General features: G+C 61.2%; 22 protein-coding genes. 5 read left to right on the top strand and 17 right to left on the bottom strand.

The annotated features are described in order from the left end of the window. Positions 1-130 precede the first annotated feature (130 nt). On the top strand, positions 131-502 hold the full coding sequence (locus PRI8871_RS16935; RefSeq protein ID WP_370742159.1) for a tellurite resistance TerB family protein: 372 nt from the start codon (positions 131-133) through the stop codon (positions 500-502). After that, a complete protein-coding gene (locus tag PRI8871_RS16930) occupies positions 499-1,335 on the top strand; it encodes a TolB family protein (protein ID WP_108887380.1) in 837 nt (278 codons plus the stop codon). The genes PRI8871_RS16935 and PRI8871_RS16930 overlap by 4 nt, the downstream gene beginning before the upstream one ends. Here the strand turns inward: PRI8871_RS16930 and PRI8871_RS16925 are convergent. Beyond that, positions 1,320-2,102 carry an IclR family transcriptional regulator gene (locus PRI8871_RS16925; RefSeq protein ID WP_108887379.1) on the bottom strand — a complete coding sequence of 261 codons (783 nt, stop codon included), beginning with the start codon at positions 2,100-2,102 and terminating at the stop codon, positions 1,320-1,322. The genes PRI8871_RS16930 and PRI8871_RS16925 overlap by 16 nt on opposite strands. Before the next feature lie 141 nt (positions 2,103-2,243). Between PRI8871_RS16925 and PRI8871_RS16920 the strand changes: the two genes are divergently transcribed. Both PRI8871_RS16920 and PRI8871_RS16915 read left to right on the top strand, forming a co-directional pair. Beyond that, a complete protein-coding gene (locus PRI8871_RS16920; protein ID WP_219929043.1) occupies positions 2,244-3,386 on the top strand; it encodes an extracellular solute-binding protein in 1,143 nt (380 codons plus the stop codon). Beyond that, entirely contained in the window at positions 3,379-4,512 is a 1,134-nt protein-coding gene (locus tag PRI8871_RS16915; RefSeq protein ID WP_108887377.1) for a CaiB/BaiF CoA transferase family protein, read from the top strand. The genes PRI8871_RS16920 and PRI8871_RS16915 overlap by 8 nt, the downstream gene beginning before the upstream one ends. A 170-nt stretch (positions 4,513-4,682) precedes the next feature. On the opposite strand, the gene PRI8871_RS16910 is transcribed toward PRI8871_RS16915, so the two are convergent. The 12 genes from PRI8871_RS16910 to PRI8871_RS16855 form a co-directional block, all read right to left on the bottom strand. Further along, positions 4,683-5,522: a fumarylacetoacetate hydrolase family protein gene (locus tag PRI8871_RS16910; RefSeq protein WP_108887376.1), complete on the bottom strand. Its 840-nt coding sequence runs from the start codon at positions 5,520-5,522 to the stop codon at positions 4,683-4,685. Between the two features lie 9 nt (positions 5,523-5,531). Beyond that, on the bottom strand, positions 5,532-6,269 hold the full coding sequence (locus tag PRI8871_RS16905; RefSeq protein WP_108887375.1) for an SDR family oxidoreductase: 738 nt from the start codon (positions 6,267-6,269) through the stop codon (positions 5,532-5,534). A 10-nt stretch (positions 6,270-6,279) separates the two neighbouring features. Continuing rightward, complete coding sequence (locus PRI8871_RS16900; RefSeq protein WP_108887374.1) at positions 6,280-7,476, bottom strand: UxaA family hydrolase; 1,197 nt, start codon at positions 7,474-7,476, stop codon at positions 6,280-6,282. Further along, positions 7,473-7,787 (bottom strand): UxaA family hydrolase, encoded by a 315-nt coding sequence (locus PRI8871_RS16895; protein ID WP_108887373.1) that lies wholly within the window; start codon positions 7,785-7,787, stop codon positions 7,473-7,475. The genes PRI8871_RS16900 and PRI8871_RS16895 overlap by 4 nt, the downstream gene beginning before the upstream one ends. Continuing rightward, positions 7,784-8,230: a MaoC family dehydratase gene (locus PRI8871_RS16890; RefSeq protein ID WP_108887372.1), complete on the bottom strand. Its 447-nt coding sequence runs from the start codon at positions 8,228-8,230 to the stop codon at positions 7,784-7,786. Before PRI8871_RS16890 ends, PRI8871_RS16895 begins: the two co-directional genes overlap by 4 nt. After that, on the bottom strand, positions 8,223-9,275 hold the full coding sequence (locus PRI8871_RS16885) for a Gfo/Idh/MocA family protein (protein ID WP_108887371.1): 1,053 nt from the start codon (positions 9,273-9,275) through the stop codon (positions 8,223-8,225). Before PRI8871_RS16885 ends, PRI8871_RS16890 begins: the two co-directional genes overlap by 8 nt. Next, complete coding sequence (locus tag PRI8871_RS16880) at positions 9,268-9,597, bottom strand: L-rhamnose mutarotase (RefSeq protein ID WP_108887370.1); 330 nt, start codon at positions 9,595-9,597, stop codon at positions 9,268-9,270. Before PRI8871_RS16880 ends, PRI8871_RS16885 begins: the two co-directional genes overlap by 8 nt. Further along, the gene (locus PRI8871_RS16875) at positions 9,594-10,706 is read right to left on the bottom strand and encodes a mandelate racemase/muconate lactonizing enzyme family protein (RefSeq protein ID WP_108887369.1); all 1,113 of its coding nucleotides are present in this window, start codon (positions 10,704-10,706) and stop codon (positions 9,594-9,596) included. Before PRI8871_RS16875 ends, PRI8871_RS16880 begins: the two co-directional genes overlap by 4 nt. Before the next feature lie 2 nt (positions 10,707-10,708). Next, positions 10,709-11,794, bottom strand: coding sequence for an ABC transporter ATP-binding protein (locus tag PRI8871_RS16870; protein WP_108887368.1), 1,086 nt, complete (start codon positions 11,792-11,794; stop codon positions 10,709-10,711). 3 nt (positions 11,795-11,797) lie between these two features. Then, entirely contained in the window at positions 11,798-12,664 is an 867-nt protein-coding gene (locus PRI8871_RS16865) for a carbohydrate ABC transporter permease (protein ID WP_108887367.1), read from the bottom strand. Positions 12,665-12,667: 3 nt separating this feature from the next. Then, the gene (locus tag PRI8871_RS16860) at positions 12,668-13,564 is read right to left on the bottom strand and encodes a carbohydrate ABC transporter permease (RefSeq protein WP_108887366.1); all 897 of its coding nucleotides are present in this window, start codon (positions 13,562-13,564) and stop codon (positions 12,668-12,670) included. Positions 13,565-13,633: 69 nt separating this feature from the next. Continuing rightward, positions 13,634-14,941: a type 2 periplasmic-binding domain-containing protein gene (locus PRI8871_RS16855; RefSeq protein ID WP_108887365.1), complete on the bottom strand. Its 1,308-nt coding sequence runs from the start codon at positions 14,939-14,941 to the stop codon at positions 13,634-13,636. 145 nt (positions 14,942-15,086) lie between these two features. Here PRI8871_RS16855 and PRI8871_RS16850 point away from each other — a divergent pair, with 145 nt between their 5' ends. Further along, on the top strand, positions 15,087-15,917 hold the full coding sequence (locus PRI8871_RS16850; RefSeq protein ID WP_108887364.1) for an amidohydrolase family protein: 831 nt from the start codon (positions 15,087-15,089) through the stop codon (positions 15,915-15,917). Here the strand turns inward: PRI8871_RS16850 and ureG are convergent, their stop codons facing one another. Genes ureG through ureC form a run of 4 tightly spaced genes read right to left on the bottom strand, consistent with a single transcriptional unit; the run spans position 15,918 to position 19,456 of the window. Then, the gene (gene ureG / locus PRI8871_RS16845; RefSeq protein WP_108887363.1) at positions 15,918-16,553 is read right to left on the bottom strand and encodes an urease accessory protein UreG; all 636 of its coding nucleotides are present in this window, start codon (positions 16,551-16,553) and stop codon (positions 15,918-15,920) included. An 18-nt stretch (positions 16,554-16,571) separates the two neighbouring features. After that, positions 16,572-17,249 carry an urease accessory protein UreF gene (locus tag PRI8871_RS16840; protein WP_370742154.1) on the bottom strand — a complete coding sequence of 226 codons (678 nt, stop codon included), beginning with the start codon at positions 17,247-17,249 and terminating at the stop codon, positions 16,572-16,574. Then, complete coding sequence (locus tag PRI8871_RS16835; protein WP_108887362.1) at positions 17,197-17,679, bottom strand: urease accessory protein UreE; 483 nt, start codon at positions 17,677-17,679, stop codon at positions 17,197-17,199. The genes PRI8871_RS16840 and PRI8871_RS16835 overlap by 53 nt, the downstream gene beginning before the upstream one ends. Positions 17,680-17,707: 28 nt before the next feature. Next, on the bottom strand, positions 17,708-19,456 hold the full coding sequence (gene ureC / locus PRI8871_RS16830; RefSeq protein WP_108887361.1) for an urease subunit alpha: 1,749 nt from the start codon (positions 19,454-19,456) through the stop codon (positions 17,708-17,710).

The following is a 19,456-nucleotide window of genomic DNA, read 5'->3' as shown; positions in this document are numbered from 1 at the left end:
GCCGGGGACTCCTATTGCTAGGCGGCTATCAGGTCAATATTCTGCACCGCAACACGCCTGATTAAAGGACATTCCAGTGACACAAGACGTATCTCACCCGCTGACCCCGCAAGATTGCCTTGTTGCACTCATGATTGCCGTCTCTGCATCCGACGAAGACATGCGCACGGCAGAGCTGATTAAGATCCAAAGTCAGGTGAACAACCTGCCAATCTTTGGCGACTATGATCTGGACCGGCTGAACGTCATGTCTCAGCTTGTGTTTGACCTATTTGAACAAGAAGACGGGCTGGATGCCCTGTTCGGCCTACTGCGCGACAACCTGCCGGATAAGCTCAATGAAACGGCCTATGCCCTAAGCTGCGACGTTGCCGCCGCCGATGGCAACCTGAACGATTCAGAACTGCGCCTACTGGAAGAAATCCGGTATGAGTTGAACATCGACCGCCTGCACGCCGCGGCCATCGAACGTGGCGCCCGCGCCCGCCATCTGACCCTATGAGCTTTGCGCAACTTTGCATCTACGATCTGGACAGCGGCGCTGTTCAGACGGTGCTGAAAACCGACGACCACATCGAGGCCCCGAACTGGACCTTGGACGGAACCGCACTGATCGTGAATGCCGATGGTCTGCTGTACCGCGTGCCGCTGGACGCGCCGACGCTGACCCCGGTCGATACCGGCTTTGCGACCGGGCTGAACAACGACCATGGCATTTCGCCCGATGGCAAGACCTTGGCGATCTCGGACAAAACCGAGGACGGCAAAAGCATCATCTACACAATGCCCATCGGCGGGGGCCGCCCGCAGCGCGTCACGCCCAACGGCCCGTCCTATTTTCACGGCTGGTCGCCGGATGGGCAAACGATCACCTACCCTGCGTTCCGCGCCTCAACCGGGGACACCGCGCAGATTTACACCATTCCGGCGACGGGCGGCGACGAACAGCAGATCACCGAGGGTTTCGATCATTGCGACGGGTCCGACTATACGCCCGATGGCAAATGGATCTGGTTCAACGGCGAAAAAGACGGCGCGGTTGACCTGTGGCGCATTCACCCCGACGGCACCGGGCTGGAACGGATGACCGATGACGCCATGGTCAATTGGTTCCCCCACCCGTCACCGGATGGGGCGCTTGTGGTCTATCTGGCCTATCCCGAAGGCACCGAAGGCCACCCCTTCGGGCGCAACGTGTCGCTGCGCCTGATGCCCGCCGACGGCGGCACGCCGGTGATCCTGACGGAATTCTTCGGCGGGCAAGGCACGATCAACGTGCCGTCCTGGTCGCCGTGCAGCCGCAAGTTCGCCTACGTCACCTACGCGTCCAAATAGGCCCCCGCGCCCAAACGGCGCGAAATATCGCGGCACATCGCCAATAGCTCGTCCCGGCAATCCTCGACCGGGGCGATGGAGGTACCTGACAAACGCCGAATGAACGGGATCGTCACCGCCGCCACCACCTTGCCGGAAAAATCAAAGATCGGGGCCGAGATATTGCGCACCCCGGCAATGGTCAGCGAGTCGTTCTCGCAATAGCCCTTGGCCCGCACTTCGGCCAAATCAGCGCGGAAGGCCTGCCGCGTCGCCTCATCCGTCGCATCTGCTGAGGCGATAAGCGCATCAAGCTGAGCCTCGTCCATCCACGCGGCCAAGACCCGCCCTGATGCGGTGTCAAAGATCGGAATGTTGGCCCCAAGCCGGACCGAGGTCACGTTGTTATCCGGGCAATCCACCTGCGCGATCACCAAGAACCGCCCCGAATGCAAAATCCCCATGTGCATCGATTGGTTGATCCGGTCCGCCAAGGCCTGCATGGCCTTGCCGCTGATGGATGTCAGGCGCCGGATCGGCGGGTGCCGATGCGCCATCTCAAACAGCATCGTCGTCAGGGAATAGCGGTCGCTGTCCTCAAGCCGGACATAGCCGCGCTTGCGCAGCACCATCAACATCCGAAAAATCTCAGACGTGGTACGGCCCAAAGTCTTGGCGATTTCGGCTTGGCTTAACCCGTCCGGTTCAGACGCCAGCAATTCCAGTATGTCCAACCCTTTGGACAAAGCTGGGGCGCGGTACTTGTCGTCATCTTCGGTGTCGGACATGCGTTTCTTCCTTTTCTTGGGACTTTAGCCAGAGCCTCCAAGGATTTGCAATCTCCCAAAGATCCGCGACACTTTAAGATATAAAATCTTCTTTCATTTATGAACCATCGCCGATAACCTGAAGTCAGAGTGGAGGAGTCGATGATGGAACACATCATCTTGCGGGGCATGACATGGTCTGACCCCCGAGGATACGACCCGGTGGTCGCAGCGGCGCAGGCCTTTGCCGCGCTGTCGCCGGGGGTCGAGATCACATGGGACAAGCGGTCGCTTCAGGGGTTTGAATCGACCCCTGTGCCGGAATTGGCGGCGCAATATGACCTGATGATCATCGATCATCCGCATGTGGGCGCCGCCCAGGCCGCCGGGTGCCTGTTGCCGTTGGACCTGCACGCCAAACCGTGGGATCTGACCCGGTTGGCCGGGGAAACCGTCGGCAAAAGTTATGCCAGCTACACCTTGGGCGGCCAGCAATGGGCACTGCCCATCGACGCCGCAGCACAGGTGCAGGCCATCCGCCCGGACAAACGCAGCGCCCCTGCGCAAACCTTCGATCAGGTGCTGACAGCGGCGCGAAACGGCACGGTGATCTGGCCCCTGCGCCCGCCTCATAACCTCATGAGCTTTTTCACCCTCAGCGCCAATATCGGATCGCCCTGCGCCGTGACCCCTGGCCCCTTGCTGCCCGGCGCGGCGGGAATTATGGTGCTAGAGGCGATGCAGGCCTTGCACGATCTCGTTGATCCGGCCTGCACCGGCATGGACCCGATCGCCGCGCTGGATGCGCTGGCCGATAGTGCCACGCTGGAACTGGCCCCCTACATCTACCTCTATGCCCCATACGGGCGCACCGGCTACCGCAGCCACCGCATCGGCTATCACGACATTCCGGCCCTTGGCCCCAACGGCCCGCTTGGGTCCGCCCTTGGGGGTACGGGCATCGCGGTGTCAGCACAGACCAAACACCCCGAAACCGCCACCGCCTTCGCCATCTGGCTGGCCAGCGCCAAGGTGCAGTCCGGCCTTTATGCCCAGAACAACGGCCAGCCCGGCAATGCGGTGGCTTGGGGCAACGACACCGTCAACCGTCCTACCGGCAACACCTACGCCCAAACCCGCATGACGCACGAAGCCGCTTGGCTGCGCCCGCGCCACGATGGCTACATGGGGTTCCAGCACGACGGCGCGGATATCCTGACGGATGCCCTGTCCGGCCGCACCAGCCACCAAACCGCCCTTGCCGCGCTAAACGACCGTTTCAACGAAAGCTTCCCAAATGACTGACCTGCCCCTGTCCGGCCTGCGTGTGCTGGACTTCAGCCAATTCCTTGCCGGCCCGTATTGCGCGCTGAAACTGGCCGATCTGGGGGCCGATGTGGTGAAGGTGGAACGCGCAGGCGTGGGCGATCTGTCCCGCTATCTTTATCTGACCGACACCAAGATCGGCGGCGAAAGCACGATCTTCCACGCCATCAACCGCAACAAGCGGTCCATCGCGATCGATCTGAAATTGGATGACGACAAGGCCGCCGTGACCGAGTTGATCAAGGGTGCGGATGTGATGCTGCAAAACTTCCGCCCCGGCGTGATTGAGCGTTTGGGCTTTGGCTACGAGGACGTCAAGGCGCTGAACCCGCGCCTCGTTTATGGCTCGGTCACCGGCTATGGTTCCGAAGGACCATGGGTCGACCTGCCAGGTCAAGACCTGCTGGCACAAGCCCGCGCAGGCGTCATGTGGCTGTCCGGCGGGGCCGAGGATGGCCCGGTCGCCGTTGGCATGCCCATCGCCGATATTCTGGCCGGGGCCGCGCTGACCCATGGCGTTCTGGCCCTATTGGTTCGGCGCGGCATCACCGGGCAAGGAGGTCACACCGAAACCTCGCTAATCGAGGTGCTGGCGGACCTTCAGTTCGAAATGCTGACGACATGGTTCAACGATGGCCACCGCACGCCGAAACGGTCCGCGCAAAACCCGGCCCATGCCTATCTGGCGGCCCCCTACGGCGTCTACGCCACCCGTGACGGCCATGTGGCCATCGCTATGGGCAAGTTGACACTTTTGGCCCAACTCACCGGCCTGCCCAGTGAGATTGCCCAGTTGGACGGGTTCACCAGACGCGACCAGATCAAAGCCGCCCTCGCTGAACGGCTGGCCACCGCTGATACCGCCCATTGGATCGAAGCCTTCACCAAAGCAGACATCTGGGCGGCGCCTGTGATGGACTGGCAGGAATTAATGGCAAGCGGCGTGCTCACGACCTTGGACATGACCCAGACCATCGCCCGCGACGGGCTTGAAATGCACACCACCCGTCTGCCCCTTCGCATCGACGGGCAGCGGCCCAAATCCACCCGCGCCGCGCCTGCCTTAGGCGACGCCAATGCGCTTCTGAAATCAGGGTGGCTCTGACTCCCCGCCGTTGATTGAGGGCGCTGCCCTCTTGGTCCCTTCGGGCCCAATTCACCCGGGAATATTTATGGTCAGAAAATACGGGAAAAGCGCCCCTGCATTTTCTGACTTCAAATATTCCCGGGGAGTCGCCGCGCAGCGGCGGCGGGGCAGAGCCCCTCTTTTACCCGTTAAACGTCGTTCACGCAGGTTTGGCGTTGGGTGCCCAACCCTTCGATTCCCAAATCGACCACGTCACCGGCTTTCAGGTAGCGCGGCGGTTTGAAGCCCAGACCCACACCCGGAGGCGTACCAGTTGAGATGATGTCGCCGGGATGCAGTGTGAAGAACTGCGACAGGTAGCTCAGCAGGAACGGCACTTTGTAAACCATCGTGGCGGTCGAGCCGTCTTGGACACGTTCGCCGTTCACATCCAGCCACATGTGCAGATCGTCGAAATCACCAACCTCATCCGGGGTCACAAGCCAGGGGCCGGTGGGGCCGAAGTTGTCAGAGCTTTTGCCCTTCGACCACTGGCCAGACCGTTCGATCTGATAGGCGCGTTCGGACACGTCGTTGATCAGGCAGAACCCTGCGACATGGGCCATGGCGTCGACTTCGGCGACGTATTTGGCCTTCTTACCGATGACAAAGCCCAGCTCGACCTCCCAGTCGGTTTTCTCGGACCCGCGCGGGATGATGATCGGATCGTTCGGCCCGCAGATCGCGCTGGTGTATTTGGCAAAGATCACCGGTTCGGGCGGCACGTCCAGCCCGCTTTCAGCGGCGTGATCGGCGTAGTTCAGGCCGATACAGATGAATTTGCCCGTCTGGCCAACGCAGGGGCCAAGGCGCGGGTTGCCGTCGATCAAGGGCAGCGTTTCGGGGTCAAGCGATGCCAGTGCGGACAGGTCTGTCAGAACCTCGCCCGCGATATCGGGCACATAGGCCGACAGATCGCGCAGGTGGCCCTGCGCATCGACCAAAGCGGGTTTCTCGGCGCCGGGGGCGCCATAGCGTGCAAGTTTCATGGTCTCTCCTTATGTGGTCCAGCCACCGTCGATGATGTGTTCTTGGCCCGTGGTGAAGCCGGATTCGTCAGCGGCCAGATAGGCCACCAGCGCGGCGATTTCCTCAGGCCTTCCGATCCGGCCCATGGGTTGGCGGGCGATGAAGGCCTGTTTGGCGGCCTCATAATCCCCCGTGGCGCGAAGGCGGTCGTGCAGGCTGGGGCTGTCGACTGTGCCGGGGCAGATCGCGTTACAGCGGATGCCTTGGGTCACATAGTCAGCCGCCACAGCGCGGGTCAGGCCCGCCACGGCGGCCTTGGACGCGGAATAGATCAGCCGGTTCACCGGCCCGGTCACGGGCCCCGCGACTGAGGACATATTGATGATCGAGCCGCCGCCCTTTGCGATCATTCCCGGCAGGAAGGCGCGGATCATGCGGAATTGCGCCTTGGCGTTCAGGTCAAAGGCGAAATCCCATTCGTCTTCCGAGGCTTCAAGGATCGTGCCTGCGTGAACAATCCCGGCGCAGTTGAACAGCACGTCAATCGGGCCAAGATCGGCGGCCAGTGCGGAGATCGCGACGGCGTCAAGCACGTTCAGCTTGCGCGCCTCGACGCCGTCTACCTGAGCCAAGTCCGCCAAGGCAGCATCGTTGATATCGGTGGCGATGACGCGGGCGCCTTCGCTGGCCAAACGCTTGGCCGTGGCCAAACCGATCCCCTGCCCTGCCGCCGTTATGACGCAGAGCTTATTGTCCAATCGTTTCATGGATGTCTCCTTAGGCCGATGCGGGCAGGCAGGCAGGCCCGATCGGTTCGAATGATTTGTAGGTCAGGATGAATTCGCGGTGGCCCAATGCCTCGGACTTGGTTTGCGCGCCGCTGGCCACGGCGACGACCAGATCGCGGATCTCTTGGCCGACGGCTTCGATGCTGCGCTTGCCTTCGATGATGTCTCCGGCGTTGACGTCCATGTCGCCCTCTAGCGCGCGATAGGTGTCGGGGTTGGCGCAGATCTTGATGACTGGCGATATGGCCGATCCCACGACCGAGCCGCGCCCGGTGACAAACAGCGTCAGATGCGCGCCCGAGGCGATCATTTCGACGATTTCCGCATTGTCCGAGATGTTGGGGAAACCAAAGCGCACTTCTCCATCCGGCACCACATCCATCAGGTAAAGCCCGCCGCGCGGGGGCACATCGCCCGGCTTGATCAGCCCGGAAATGGGGCTGTCGCCCGACTTCACATAGGCCCCGAGCGATTTTTCCTCGATCGTCGAAAGCCCGCCCGCTGCATTGCCTGCCGCGAAAGACCCATATCCCAGCGTCGCATAATAGCGTTCGGCTTTTTGCACGCTTTCGCGCAGGGCTTGGCCCAGTTCGGGGGTGATGGCGCGCTCGGCCATGATCTCTTCGCAGCCGATCAGCTCGCCGGTTTCTTCAAAGATACAAGCCGCGCCTTCGCCGACCAGCAGGTCAAAGGCCTTGCCCGCTGCGGGGTTGCCAGAAATGCCCGAGGTACCGTCCGAGCCGCCGCAAACCGTGCCGATGATCAACTCATCCACGCCCATAGCGGCGCGGGGGGCCTTAGCGATCTGGTCCAAGGTGGCGCGGACCCAGTCCCGGCCAGCCTGCACCGTGCCTGCCGTACCGCCCGCCTTTTGGATCACCAAGGTTTTCACCGGGCGGCCCGACTCTGAAACCACGTTCGACACGCGCACTTTGTCAAAACTCTCGCACCCAAGCGAGACGAACAGCACCGCGCCCACGTTGGGGTGGGTGCAAAGCCGCTCCATCATCTGTGCGGCGTATTCGTTGGGGAAGCAGCCGGGAAAGCCGATCAACTGTACGTCTTCGCCATCGAACCCCGCAACGATCTTCGAGGCGACGAAATGCGCACATTCCACCAGATAGGCGACGACAACGGTGTTGCGAATGCCCTTGCGGCCATCGGCCCGCAGATAGCCCGAGATCATTGCGACACCCCTGCTGAAACTCCGTCGGCGTCCTGCAACACATGGGTCGCGGTATAGGCGGAACGGATATTGTGCACATGGACATGTTCGCCCGCCGCAATCGCTTGGGTCGCGATGCCGATCGGCATGCCGTATTTCAAAATGCGCGTGCCTTCGTCGATCGCGTGGCGGGCGATTTTATGGGCCATGGGGATCGGGCGCGACAGGCGCACGGTGCCGCCCTCAAGCGCGACCTCAAGCCCTTCGGGGGCCAAGGCGCGGGCGACCAAGACGTTGTCGTTTGGATGCAGCAACAGGAATGGCCCGGTCACTTCTTCATCTCCACCATGTAGATATGATCGGCCACCAACGCCGCTTCTCCGGTTTGCTTGGTCACGGTCAGGCGTTCGGTCACGCGGCCATAGCCGGGGCGTTTCTCCATGACCTCTTTGCCGATGATTTCAACGGTCGAGGTGATCGTATCGCCAATAAATACCGGTTTGATGAACCGCATGCGGTCATAGCCGTAGGAAAAGGCCACCGGGTTGATGATGGTCGCGGTCAGGCCAACGCCGATGGTGAACACCATGGTGCCATGGGCAATCCGCTGGCCAAAAGGCAGCGTTTTGCAGAACTCGGCATCCAGATGGTGCGGAAAGAAATCGCCGGAATGGCCCGCGTGCACCACGAAATCCGTTTCCGTGATCGTGCGCCCGATGGTTTGGCGGTTTTGTCCGATTTCATAGTCTTCGTAATAGATTGTCTGCTCAAGCATCTGGGGCCTCTTGAATGGGGTGCATGGGTTGGGCCGAGGATTGGTATGCCGCTTCGACCAGCGCCATCGTGTGCCAGGCATCTTCGGCAGAGCCTTGCAGCGTGGCATCCAACCCGGCAGCATAGCGTTGCACTTGCGCGAAACGGCCATGGAAGGCGGCGATGAACCAGTTGCCTTGCAGCGGCACCTGCTGCCAACCGCCCCCGGTGTTCAGCCAAAGTTCATCCGGTTCGCCCTTGGGGTAGTCCAGATTGACGCCCAGCTTCATATAGGCCGCGCCCTTGGTGCCGCAGATGCGGAACTCGCAGGCTTGGAACTGGCGGCCAAAGCTGTGGTTGTGGTTGATCGACAAGGCGCAGCGCGTTTGCGGGCCGTAATCCAGCATCATCGACGTGCGCGTGTTGGACACGGTCGAGGACGGATGGCCCATGGTTTTGGCATGAATGCCCGCCGGATTGCCCAGCAGATCGCGCACGAAATCGAGGTAATGGATCGAGTGCAACAGGATCTCGACCCTTGGCAGATCGGCCAGAAATTCCCACAGATGCCACGGGGTATCGAGCGCAAGCCACGCGTCGAAATCCACCACTTCGCCCAGCAGGCCCTTGGCAATCGCGTCTTTCAGCGCCAGCGCCATGGGCGCAAAGCGCAGTTGGAAATTGACGGCGGCGGTGATGTTCCGTGCGCGCAAGATGCGAATGATCTCGTTCGCTTCGCTTAGGTCCGATCCAAGCGGCTTTTGGATGATCGCCAAAGCCCCTTCGGGCAGGGCCTGCAAGATGCCCGGAATGGCAACGGGCGGTACGGCCAGATCAAAGATCGCGTCCATCGCCGCCGCCTGCTCCAGTGAACCGATGACCTTTGTGCCCCAATCGGCCGCGACCTTGGCGGCTTTGGCGGCGTCGGGATCATAGATCCCCGCAATAGGCACGCCCAGATCGCGATAGGCGGGCAGATGGGCGTCGGTGACGATTGAGCCTGCGCCAAAGATCACCACGGGGCGCGGCACATCTGGCATGGCGATGGACTGGGACAGGTCAATCATGGTGAAAGACCTCCTCCATATTGGCCCACCATTCGCCCTCGGCCCGCGTGTCCAATGGGCGCTGCAAGGGCATACACACATCCCACCAGCGCTGGGTTTCGGGATCATCCGCCATGCGCTTCATGTCGGCCTCAAAATCCGATCCGTGATATTCGAAATAGGAAAACAGCAGGTTTTCCGGCTCTTTCAGGAAGATCGAGTAATTGCGGATATGGCAGGCGCTGATCATTTTCAGAACACCCGGCCAGACATCGGCATGCAGGCGCTTGTATTCGGCGATGGCATCAGGCCCCAGCCCGATCACGGACCCATAGCGTTTCATGCGTCTTCTCCTGTAATTTCGGCCACATGATCGCGCATTCGTGTCAGGCGGTCGTGGTCCCAGTCGATGCCCAGCCCCGGCGCATCCGGCGCAATCGCCATGCCCCCGTCGCGCAGCATTGGCGCGGCGATATCGTCAAGCTGAGGGATGTATTCCAGCCAAGGCGCGTTCGGCACCGCGCAGACAAGGCTGACGTGCAGTTCCATCAGGAAATGCGGGCAGATCGCCATGTTATGCGCCTCGGCCAGATGCGCGATCTTCAGCCACGGGGTAATGCCCCCCACCCGCGCCACATCGGCCTGAACGATCCCGCAGGCGCCCGCCGCGATGTAATCGGCGAACTGACCGGGGGAATACAGGCTTTCGCCCACCGCCACCGGCACCCGGCTTTGCGATTGCAGACGCGCGTGGCCCGCAATGTCGTCGGCGGGCAAAGGCTCTTCGAACCAGCCGATATTGAGCGCTTCAAGCATTGGCACCCGGCGCAGCGCCTCGGCGGCGGTCATGGATTGGTTGGCGTCGGTCATGATTTCATAATCCGGGCCAAGGGCATCGCGCACCGCACCAAGCCGCGCCTCATCCCCTGCAACCGTCGGCTTGCCGATCTTGACCTTAGAGCCGCGAAAGCCCTGCGCCTGTGCCGCCTGCGCATCCTCGACCAAAGCCGCCGGTTCCAGATGCAGCCAGCCGCCCTCAGTCGTGTACATCGGCACGCGGTCCTTGGCCCCGCCCGCCAGCACATGCAGCGGCAACCCGGTGCGATGGCCGCGCAGATCCCAAAGCGCGGTATCAATCGCCGCCAGTGCAAGCGACATGATCGGCCCCACGGCGGTCGCATGGGAGAAGAACAGCAGATGCCGCCAGATGGCCTCGATCCGGTCCGCCTCATGGCCAATCAGCGCGGGCAGCAGGCTATCGCGCAGCAGCGCCAGAACTGCGGATCCCCCATCGCCAATGGTATAGCTATAGCCCAGCCCCGTGCCGCCATCCGCATCCCAGACCCGGACAAAAATGGTTTCCTGACATTTGAACGACTGGATCGCATCGGTCCGCAAAACCTTGGGAACCAGATCAATCTTGAAACATTCGGCACGGACGATCTTTGGCATGGTCAGACCCTCAGGCTTGCGCCCGTTTCGGCGTCGAACAAGTGGCATTTGTCCAGATTGATCTGGAACGTCAGCACTTCGCCGCTGGCAACCGGACGGGGGTTGAGCATTTTGGCCTGCACCTCTTGCCCGGCCAATTGCGCGAACAGCAGAGTTTCGGTGCCAAGCGGTTCGGTCAGTTGCACAGACATTTTGACCTCGGCCACGTGTTCGGTTGCGGGCAGCGAATGGCCCACCGGCATGATATTGTCGGCCCGTGCGCCAAAGATGACGTCCTGGCCTTCTTCGACCTTGTGACCGGGCGGGATGTCAAAGGCGGTGCCATCGGTCAGAACCACGCGCCCGCCGCCAACCCGCGCGGGCAGCATGTTCATCGGGGGCGAGCCGATGAAGGTGGCGACAAAGGTCGTGTTGGGCCGCTCGAACACCTCAAGCGGGGTGCCGATCTGTTCGATATGCCCGTCGCGCATGATGACGATCCGGTCGGCCAGCGTCATCGCCTCAACCTGATCGTGGGTCACATAAACGATGGTGGATTTCAGGCGCTGGTGCAGTTTTTTGATCTCGACCCGCATCTGCGTGCGCAGCTTGGCGTCAAGGTTCGACAGCGGCTCGTCGAACAAGAACACATCGGGATGGCGCACAATGGCGCGGCCCATGGCAACGCGCTGACGCTGGCCGCCCGATAGTTGGCCGGGTTTGCGGTCAAGCAACGGCGTCAGCGACAGGATCTCGGCGGCGTCATCGACGGCGCGGTCAATCTCGGATTGGCTGCGCTTGGCGATTTTCAGCGAAAAGCCAAGGTTCTCACGCACCGACATATGCGGGTACAGCGCGTAGTTCTGGAACACCATCGCCAGATTGCGTTCGCGCGGGGGCAAGTCGTTGACGACCCGGTCGCCAATCAGAACCTCGCCGCCCGAGATATCCTCAAGCCCGGCGATCATCCGCAGCGTCGTGGATTTGCCGCAGCCCGAGGGGCCAACCAGCACTACGAACTCGCCATCGGCAATATCAAGGTTGATCGCATGGACGACCTGCAAGCCGCCGTATTTCTTGACCACAGATCGAAGGTGAACTTGCGCCATGGGTTATCCTTTCACGCCGCCGAAGGTCAGGCCGGCAATGAGGTGTTTCTGTACAAGGAAGGTCAGGATCAGCGCCGGGATAATCATCAGCACCGCCAATGCGCACATACCTCCCCAATTGAGGGTGAATTCCGAAGTGAAGTCGAGCAAGCCAACAGGCATGGTTTTCGAATAGACTGAGCGGGTCAGCTGGCTGGCCAGCGCGTATTCGTTCCACGAGGTCAGGAAGGCAAAGATCCCTGCGCTGGCGATTCCTGCCCGCGCCACGGGAAATTCAACCCGCCAAAAGGCCTGCCACCGGGTGCAGCCGTCAATCTCGGCGGCTTCGGCCAGTTCGCGGGGAACCTGACGGAAGAACCCGTCAATCAGCCAGACGGTAAAGGGCACGTTCATCGCCACATAAGCCAGGATCATGCCGAAATGCGTGTCGATGATGCCGATCCGGGCGAACAGGATGAACAGCGGCAGCGACAGCGCCACGCCCGGCACGGCCCGCGTCGCCATCAGCCCCACGAACAGCGCGGCCTTGCCCTTGAAGCGATAGCGCGCAAAGGCATAGCCCCCGCCCATCCCCACCAAAAGCGCGATAATCGTCGACGTGACCGAGATGACCATCGAGTTGCGGAAATAGGTCAGAACCGGCACGCCGCCCTGCCCATTCCCGCCGAACATGGCGCGGTAATGGTCTAGGTTCAGCTCATTCGGGATCCAGACCGGCGGCTTTGCCATGATCTCAACCGTTGGGCGGAACGAGTTGAGCACGATCCAAAGCCCCGGAATGCAGATGATGGACATGGCGATAAACAGCCCGATGAAATGGGCGATGCGCAAGGCACGTTTGCGGTTGCGATGGGTGCGATCCGTTGTCATGGCTCAGCCCCCCATGCCCAGCTCGGCACGGGCCGAGGTCAGTTTCTTGAAGAAGTACACGGTGAAGAAAATCGCCAAAAAGATCGAAATATAGCCCATGGCATTGGCGTAGCCCATCTTGGCATCGACATAGCCCGTTCGCCCGATAAGCGTCCAAAGCAGTTCGGTGCGCCGTGCCGGGCCGCCGTTGGTCATGATCTGAACCATGTCATAGGCCCGCGCCACATCCAGCGACCGGATGGCCATGGCGATGTAGATGAAGGGCATCAGGAACGGCAGCGTCACAAAGCGAAAGCTTTGCCACGAGGTGCAGCCATCAACCTTGGCCGCCTCAAGCGGATCTTGCGGGATCGCATATAGCCCGGCAAGGATCAGAATACCAAACACGGAGGTGGACATCCAAATCTCGGCGAACGCGATTGAGAACAGTGCCAGCTTGCCATCGACCAGCCAAGGAATAGCCGTTGAACTTAGGCCAAGCGATTGCAAGGCATTGTTCACCAGCCCGACGTTGTCATTGAAGATGAACTTGAACTGAAACCCCACCAGAATGGGCGAAAACATCATCGGGAACATCATCACGGTGCGCAGCAGGCGCTGGCCTTTCGTGACTTTGGACACCATCAAGGCCAGCCCAAGACCGAACAGCATTTCAAGGTTCAGCGCGATGGTCAGGAACAGAACCGTTCTGCCAAAGGCGGCCCAGAAATTCTCGTCCTTGGCGGCTTTTTCGTAGTTAAACGTGCCGATCCAGTTGGTGATACTGTCAGGCCGGGTCAGCCGGTAACTGGTGAAGCTGGAATATAGCGACAAAAGCAGCGGGATCAGCACGACCGCCATCAATATCAAGATCGCAGGCAGCAGCAAAACCAGCCATGGCGGCAGTTTCAATCGGGTCATCAGAAGTCCGTTCGGTAAATCAATGCTTGGGGTGACCATAGTTGCGGCCACCCCGCGCGGAGGAGCCGGTTAGTAGACGCCGTTTTCCTGCATCATCTCATCGACTGCTTCCTCAGCATCGGCCAAGGCTTCGTCGATGGTTTTGTCGCCAAGAATGGCCGCCTGAAGCTCAGGGTAGATCAGGTTGGTCGCTTCGATCCAGTACGGGGTCGCGGGCACGGCAAAGGCCGTTTTCGCGGTTTCCTGGAAGGCCGCCAGCGTTTCGGATTTGAACGCATCGCCCTTGGCCTGTTCGGTCACATAGTCCCAAACCGCATCGCGGGTCGGCAGCGGACCGGCCGCGCTTTCAAGCTTCTGGCTGTCTTCATTGGTCAGGAACACCACGAGCGAGGCCGCGGCCTCTTTGTCGGCGCAGTCTTCGGTGACCGAGAAGCCGTGGAAGCCGGACCAGCCAGTGCGATTGCCAGCCGAACCTTTGGGCGCGGGCGCAACGCCCAGATTGCCCGCGACTTTCGACGCCGACGGATCGTTGAAGAAGCCAGCCCAGCCCGGCCAATCAAGGTTCAGCGCGATGGTGCCCGAGGCCATGCCGTTGCCAAGGTCATCCCAAAGGTAGTTCGTGGTGCCCGGCGGAACGGCGCCCGCCTCATACAGATCCACGAACCATGCCAGCGCGCGCTTGCCAGCGTCCGAATTGAATGCCGGGTGGAAATCGGCGGTGAACAGCTCGCCACCTTCGGCAACGACCATTTCATAGTAACGGCCAACGATGGCCTCATCCTTACCGGCGTATTGCGTGCCGTAGAAGTTGGGCGCATCGGTAAAGAATTTGGCCTGATCCGACACTTCCTTCCATGTGGTCGGCACGGCCAGGTCATAGCCATATTCGGCCTTGAATGCCTCGGCCTTGGCCGGATCGGAATAAAGCGACTTCTGATAATAGAGCGCCGATACGTCGAACTGCGCACGCGGCAGCATCACCAGACGGCCTTCCAGCGTGGCGGCGGCGATGTTTGCATCGACGTATTCGGCAACGGTGGCCGCCGGAACATAGGGCGTCAGATCAGTGTAAAGCGTCGGATATTGCGACGCAAAGGACGAATGGTTCGACCCCACGCACCAGCTGGTGGTGCCTGCGGCGATGTCCGACTTGAACTCTTTATCCAGTTCAAAGTGGTTCTTCGACGAGATGACGTTCACCTTGCCGCCGGTTTCTGCCTCCCATTCTGAGATGCGGCCATAGAGCGCCTCATACTGCTGACCGCCGATCAGCTTGGCATCCAGCGTCACACCTTCGAATTCGCCTGCGGCAAGCGCGCCGGTGGCCGTGGTCAGTGCCAGCGCAGCCAATCCTGCGCCCCCTGCAAAAAATTTCATGATTTGGACCTCCCGTTAAATGCGGCCTCCCGTGCCGCCCACATTCTAGAATTTTATATTCGGAATGTAGTTTCATATCTAAACTTGACTTAAATCTCGAGTCAAGCTCCAGTACCACTCAGAGGAGACTTTTCAGGAGGCCCCCATGTTCATCGACACGCATCTGCATCTGATTGACCGCAAGCGCCTGTCTTACCCGTGGCTGTCCGACGTTCTCGCGCTGGATCAGGACTGGACCTATAAAGACTACGCCCGGACGGCCCGCCGCATCGGTATTGATGCGGCCTTGCACATGGAGGTCGACGTCGCCCCCGATCAGATTGACGCTGAAACGGCCTTTGTCCGCGACCTGATGGGGCAACCCGATAGCCTGATTGTCGGGGCCATTTCCTCGGCCCGGCCCGAAAGCGCGGAATTTGCGGAATGGCTGGATGGCGTGGACCGTGCGGCCGTGCGCGGCGTGCGGCGCGTGCTGCATGTTGTCCCCGATGAGCTGTCCACAGCGCCGCAGTTCCGCGAAAGCATCCGGGCGCTTGGCGCGGCGGACCTGCCCTTTGATCTATGCGTTCTGGCGCGGCAGATCGGGATTGCCACGGAATTGGTCGACAGCGCCCCAAACACCCAGTTCGTTCTGGACCATTGCGGCGTGCCGGACATCGCAGGCGGTGCTTTTGACGATTGGGCCAGCGCGGTGACCAAGATCGCGCAGCGCCCGAATGTCAGCGCCAAGATATCGGGGATCACGGCCTACACGGGCGACGATTGGAGCGCCGAAACCCTGCGCCCTTATGTCGAACACGTCATTCTGGCTTTTGGCTGGGATCGGGTGGTTTGGGGGTCGGACAGCCCGGTTTGCACGCTGCAATCCTCGCTCGATCAGTGGGTCGCGATCACGCATGCCCTGATGGCTGGCTGTTCTGAGGGCGAGCGGGCAAAGCTATACTCCGGCAATGCCCGCCGCATTTGGAAACTGTGATTATTCGGCGGCGATGCCCGGCACGGCCAAGCCGCCGATTTGCGACAGCAGCGCGATGATCTCATCCACGCCATTCCCGTGGCGCAGGGACGCAAACACAAAGGGCCGCCCGGCGCGCATCCGGGTCGCGTCCCGCTCCATCACCTCAAGCGAGGCCCCGACATAAGGGGCAAGATCCGTCTTGTTGATCACAAGGATATCCGATTTGGTGATGGCAGGCCCGCCCTTGCGCGGGATTTCTTCGCCTGCCGCGGTGTCGATCACATAGATCGTCACATCGGCCAGTTCGGGGCTGAACGTCGCCGACAGGTTATCGCCCCCCGATTCAATCAAGATCAGATCCAGATCGGGATGCGCCTCATTCAACTCGGCAATAGCGGCAAGGTTGATCGAGGCATCTTCGCGGATTGCGGTATGCGGGCAGCCGCCCGTTTCCACCCCCTTGATCCGGTCCAGCGGCAGAACTTGCTGGCGCATCAGTTCTTCGGCGTCTTCCTGCGTGTAGATGTCATTGGTGACAACGGCCATCGACACCTTATCGCGCAGCGCCCGGCACAGCGCTGCCGTTAGCGTGGTCTTGCCCGCGCCCACAGGGCCACCAAGGCCCACGCGTAAAGGTCCGTTCGGGGATGGCATGGGGTCTCTCCTTCGTCGTCAGGTGCGGAAGATCCGCGAATACAGGGCCGCGTGGCGCTGCGAGGCGATGTCGACCATCGGAACAAAGCCGCCGATGTCGTCCAAATCCGCCGTAATCGCGCGATCAGCGATGGTTTGGTGAAGCGGGGCCAGCGCCAAGGTGATGCGTTGACCATCGGTCTGGCCAAGCGGGATCAGGCGGACGCCCGCGCTGGTGATATTGGCAGCAAAAGCCTGCAAATACAGGCGCAGCGCATCGCGCTGCGGCAATCCCAGCAGATGCACCAACCGCCCCACCGCCACCGGATAAGCCGCATTCGGCAAATCGACGCCCCACAGATCCCGCGCGCAGGTCGCAAAGGCCGCGCCTTGCTTTTCCGTCTCCAGCCGCCGATCCGCCGAGGGCACCATAGCCAAAGCCAATTCGTTCAGCGGGCCAATGTCATCGCCGCGCGCCGCATGGGCAAACAACACAGCATCAGACCAGCCGGACCCGTGGTTTAGAATGTCCTCAAGCCAGCCCTGCAAATCTGTAGCATCGCCAATGATTCCGCCCTGCACCGCGGCCTCTAGCCCGTGCGAATAGGCAAAGGCCCCCACCGGAAAGGCAGGCGAGAAGATCTGATGCAGGATCAGGTGCGGGTCAGTGGTCATGGTGATGATGATCGTCGGGGCCGTGGCTGTGCGAATGGTCATGCCCATGGGTGCGGCCATGGCCATAGGCCCCACCTTCGGGCGTAAAGGGTTCTTCCACTTCTTCGACACGCGCGCCAAGCCGCACCAGCATATCAGCGATCACATGATCGGGCTGGATCAGCAGGCGGTTCCGCTCAATCTGGCAGGGGGTATGACGATTGCCGATATGCCATGCCAGCCGCGCCATATCCTCGCCGGTGATCGACAAAAGCGGTTCCGGCGCGGCCTCAATCGCGATTTCGTCGCCCTCAGTTGTGATCAGCACCCCGCCCTGATCGAGCGAGGTGGTCTTGGCCAGATCCACGAGCAACGTCCCGCCCGAAGCCAGAACCAACACCTTGCGCCGCAAGAACCGGTCCTCGTAGGTCAGGATCAACCGATCAGACGCGGGTTTATGGGCGTGGCCGTGGTAGTGATGTGCTGTTTGCATGAGGGTCTTCTTTGGTCTGGCGGATGGATCAGAACAGGAAATAGCGCTGCGCCATGGGCAGTTCTTTGGCGGGCTCGCAAGTTAGCAATTCGCCGTCGGCGCGGACTTCGTAGGTTTCGGGGTTCACCTCGACATGCGGGGTGGCGCTGTTGTGGATCAGGTCTTTCTTGCCAATCCCGCGCGTGTTGCGCACGCCAAGCACCGTTTTGGCAAGGCCCAGCTTATCACCAATACCTTCGGCCAAGGCGGCCTCGGACACGAAAGTCACGGCCGAGTTTTCGACCGCGCGGCCATAGGCGCCGAACATCGGGCGCGAATAGACGGGCTGCGGCGTCGGGATTGAGGCGTTGGGATCGCCCATCTGCGCGCAGGCGATCATACCGCCGATCAGCACCATTTCGGGCTTTACGCCAAAGAACGCCGGGTTCCACAGCACCAGATCGGCGCGTTTGCCCTCTTCGATGCTGCCGATCTCATGCGCGATGCCATGGGCGATTGCGGGGTTGATCGTGTATTTTGAGATGTAGCGCCGCACGCGGTAATTGTCGTTGTCGCCGGTTTCCTCGGCCAAGCGCCCGCGCTGTTTCTTCATCTTGTCAGCGGTTTGCCACGTGCGGATCAGCACCTCGCCAACGCGGCCCATGGCCTGACTGTCGGACGCGATGATCGAGAACGCGCCCATATCATGGAGGATATCTTCGGCGGCGATGGTTTCGCGGCGAATGCGGCTTTCGGCAAAGGCCACATCCTCGGGGATGGATTTATCCAAGTGGTGACAGACCATGAGCATATCCAGATGCTCTTCCAGCGTGTTCACGGTGTAGGGGCGCGTCGGGTTGGTCGAGCTGGGCAGAACAAACTCTTCGCCGCAGATCTTGATGATGTCGGGGGCGTGCCCGCCGCCCGCGCCTTCGGTGTGGAAGGCGTGGATGGTACGGCCCTTCATGGCCGCAACCGTATTTTCCACGAACCCGGATTCGTTCAACGTGTCGGTGTGGATCATCACCTGCACGTCCATCGCGTCGGCCACGGTCAGGCAGCAGTCAATCGCGGCGGGGGTCGTGCCCCAATCTTCGTGCAGTTTCAGCGCGCAGGCACCGGCCTTGATCTGCTCCTCCAGCGCGGCAGGCAACGAGGCATTGCCCTTGCCCGCAAAGGCCAGGTTCATCGGGAAGGCATCGGCGGCCTGAAGCATCCGCGCAAGGTGCCATGGGCCGGGGGTGACGGTGGTTGCCAGCGTGCCATGCGCAGGGCCAGTGCCGCCGCCAAGCATGGTGGTCAGGCCCGAATGCAGCGCGTCTTCGATCTGTTGCGGGCAGATAAAGTGGATGTGGCTGTCGAAACCGCCTGCCGTCAGGATCTTGCCCTCACCCGCGATGGCCTCAGTGCCCGGCCCAACGATGATGTTCACGCCGGGCTGGGTGTCGGGGTTGCCCGCCTTGCCAATCTTGGCAATGCGCCCGTTCTTCAGGCCCACATCCGCCTTATAGATGCCGGTATGGTCAACGATCAGCGCGTTGGTGATGACGGTATCCACCGCCCCTTGCGCACGCGTGGCCTGCGATTGGCCCATCCCGTCGCGGATCACCTTACCGCCGCCGAACTTGACCTCTTCGCCATAGATTGCGCCGTTCTGACCTGCGGCAGCGCCGACCGCATTGGCGGTCAGGTCGCGTTCAACCTCGATAATCAGGTCTGTGTCGGCCAAACGCAGCTTATCGCCAGTCGTGGGGCCGAACATTGCTGCATAATCAGCACGGGCAATCTTGGCGGGCAT

The sequence above is a fragment of the Pseudoprimorskyibacter insulae genome (assembly GCF_900302505.1).
In the GTDB taxonomy this organism is placed as follows: Bacteria; Pseudomonadota; Alphaproteobacteria; order Rhodobacterales; family Rhodobacteraceae; genus Pseudoprimorskyibacter; species Pseudoprimorskyibacter insulae.
Note: the sequence above shows the minus strand (reverse complement) of the source record. Positions and strands in the feature narration are given on the sequence as shown.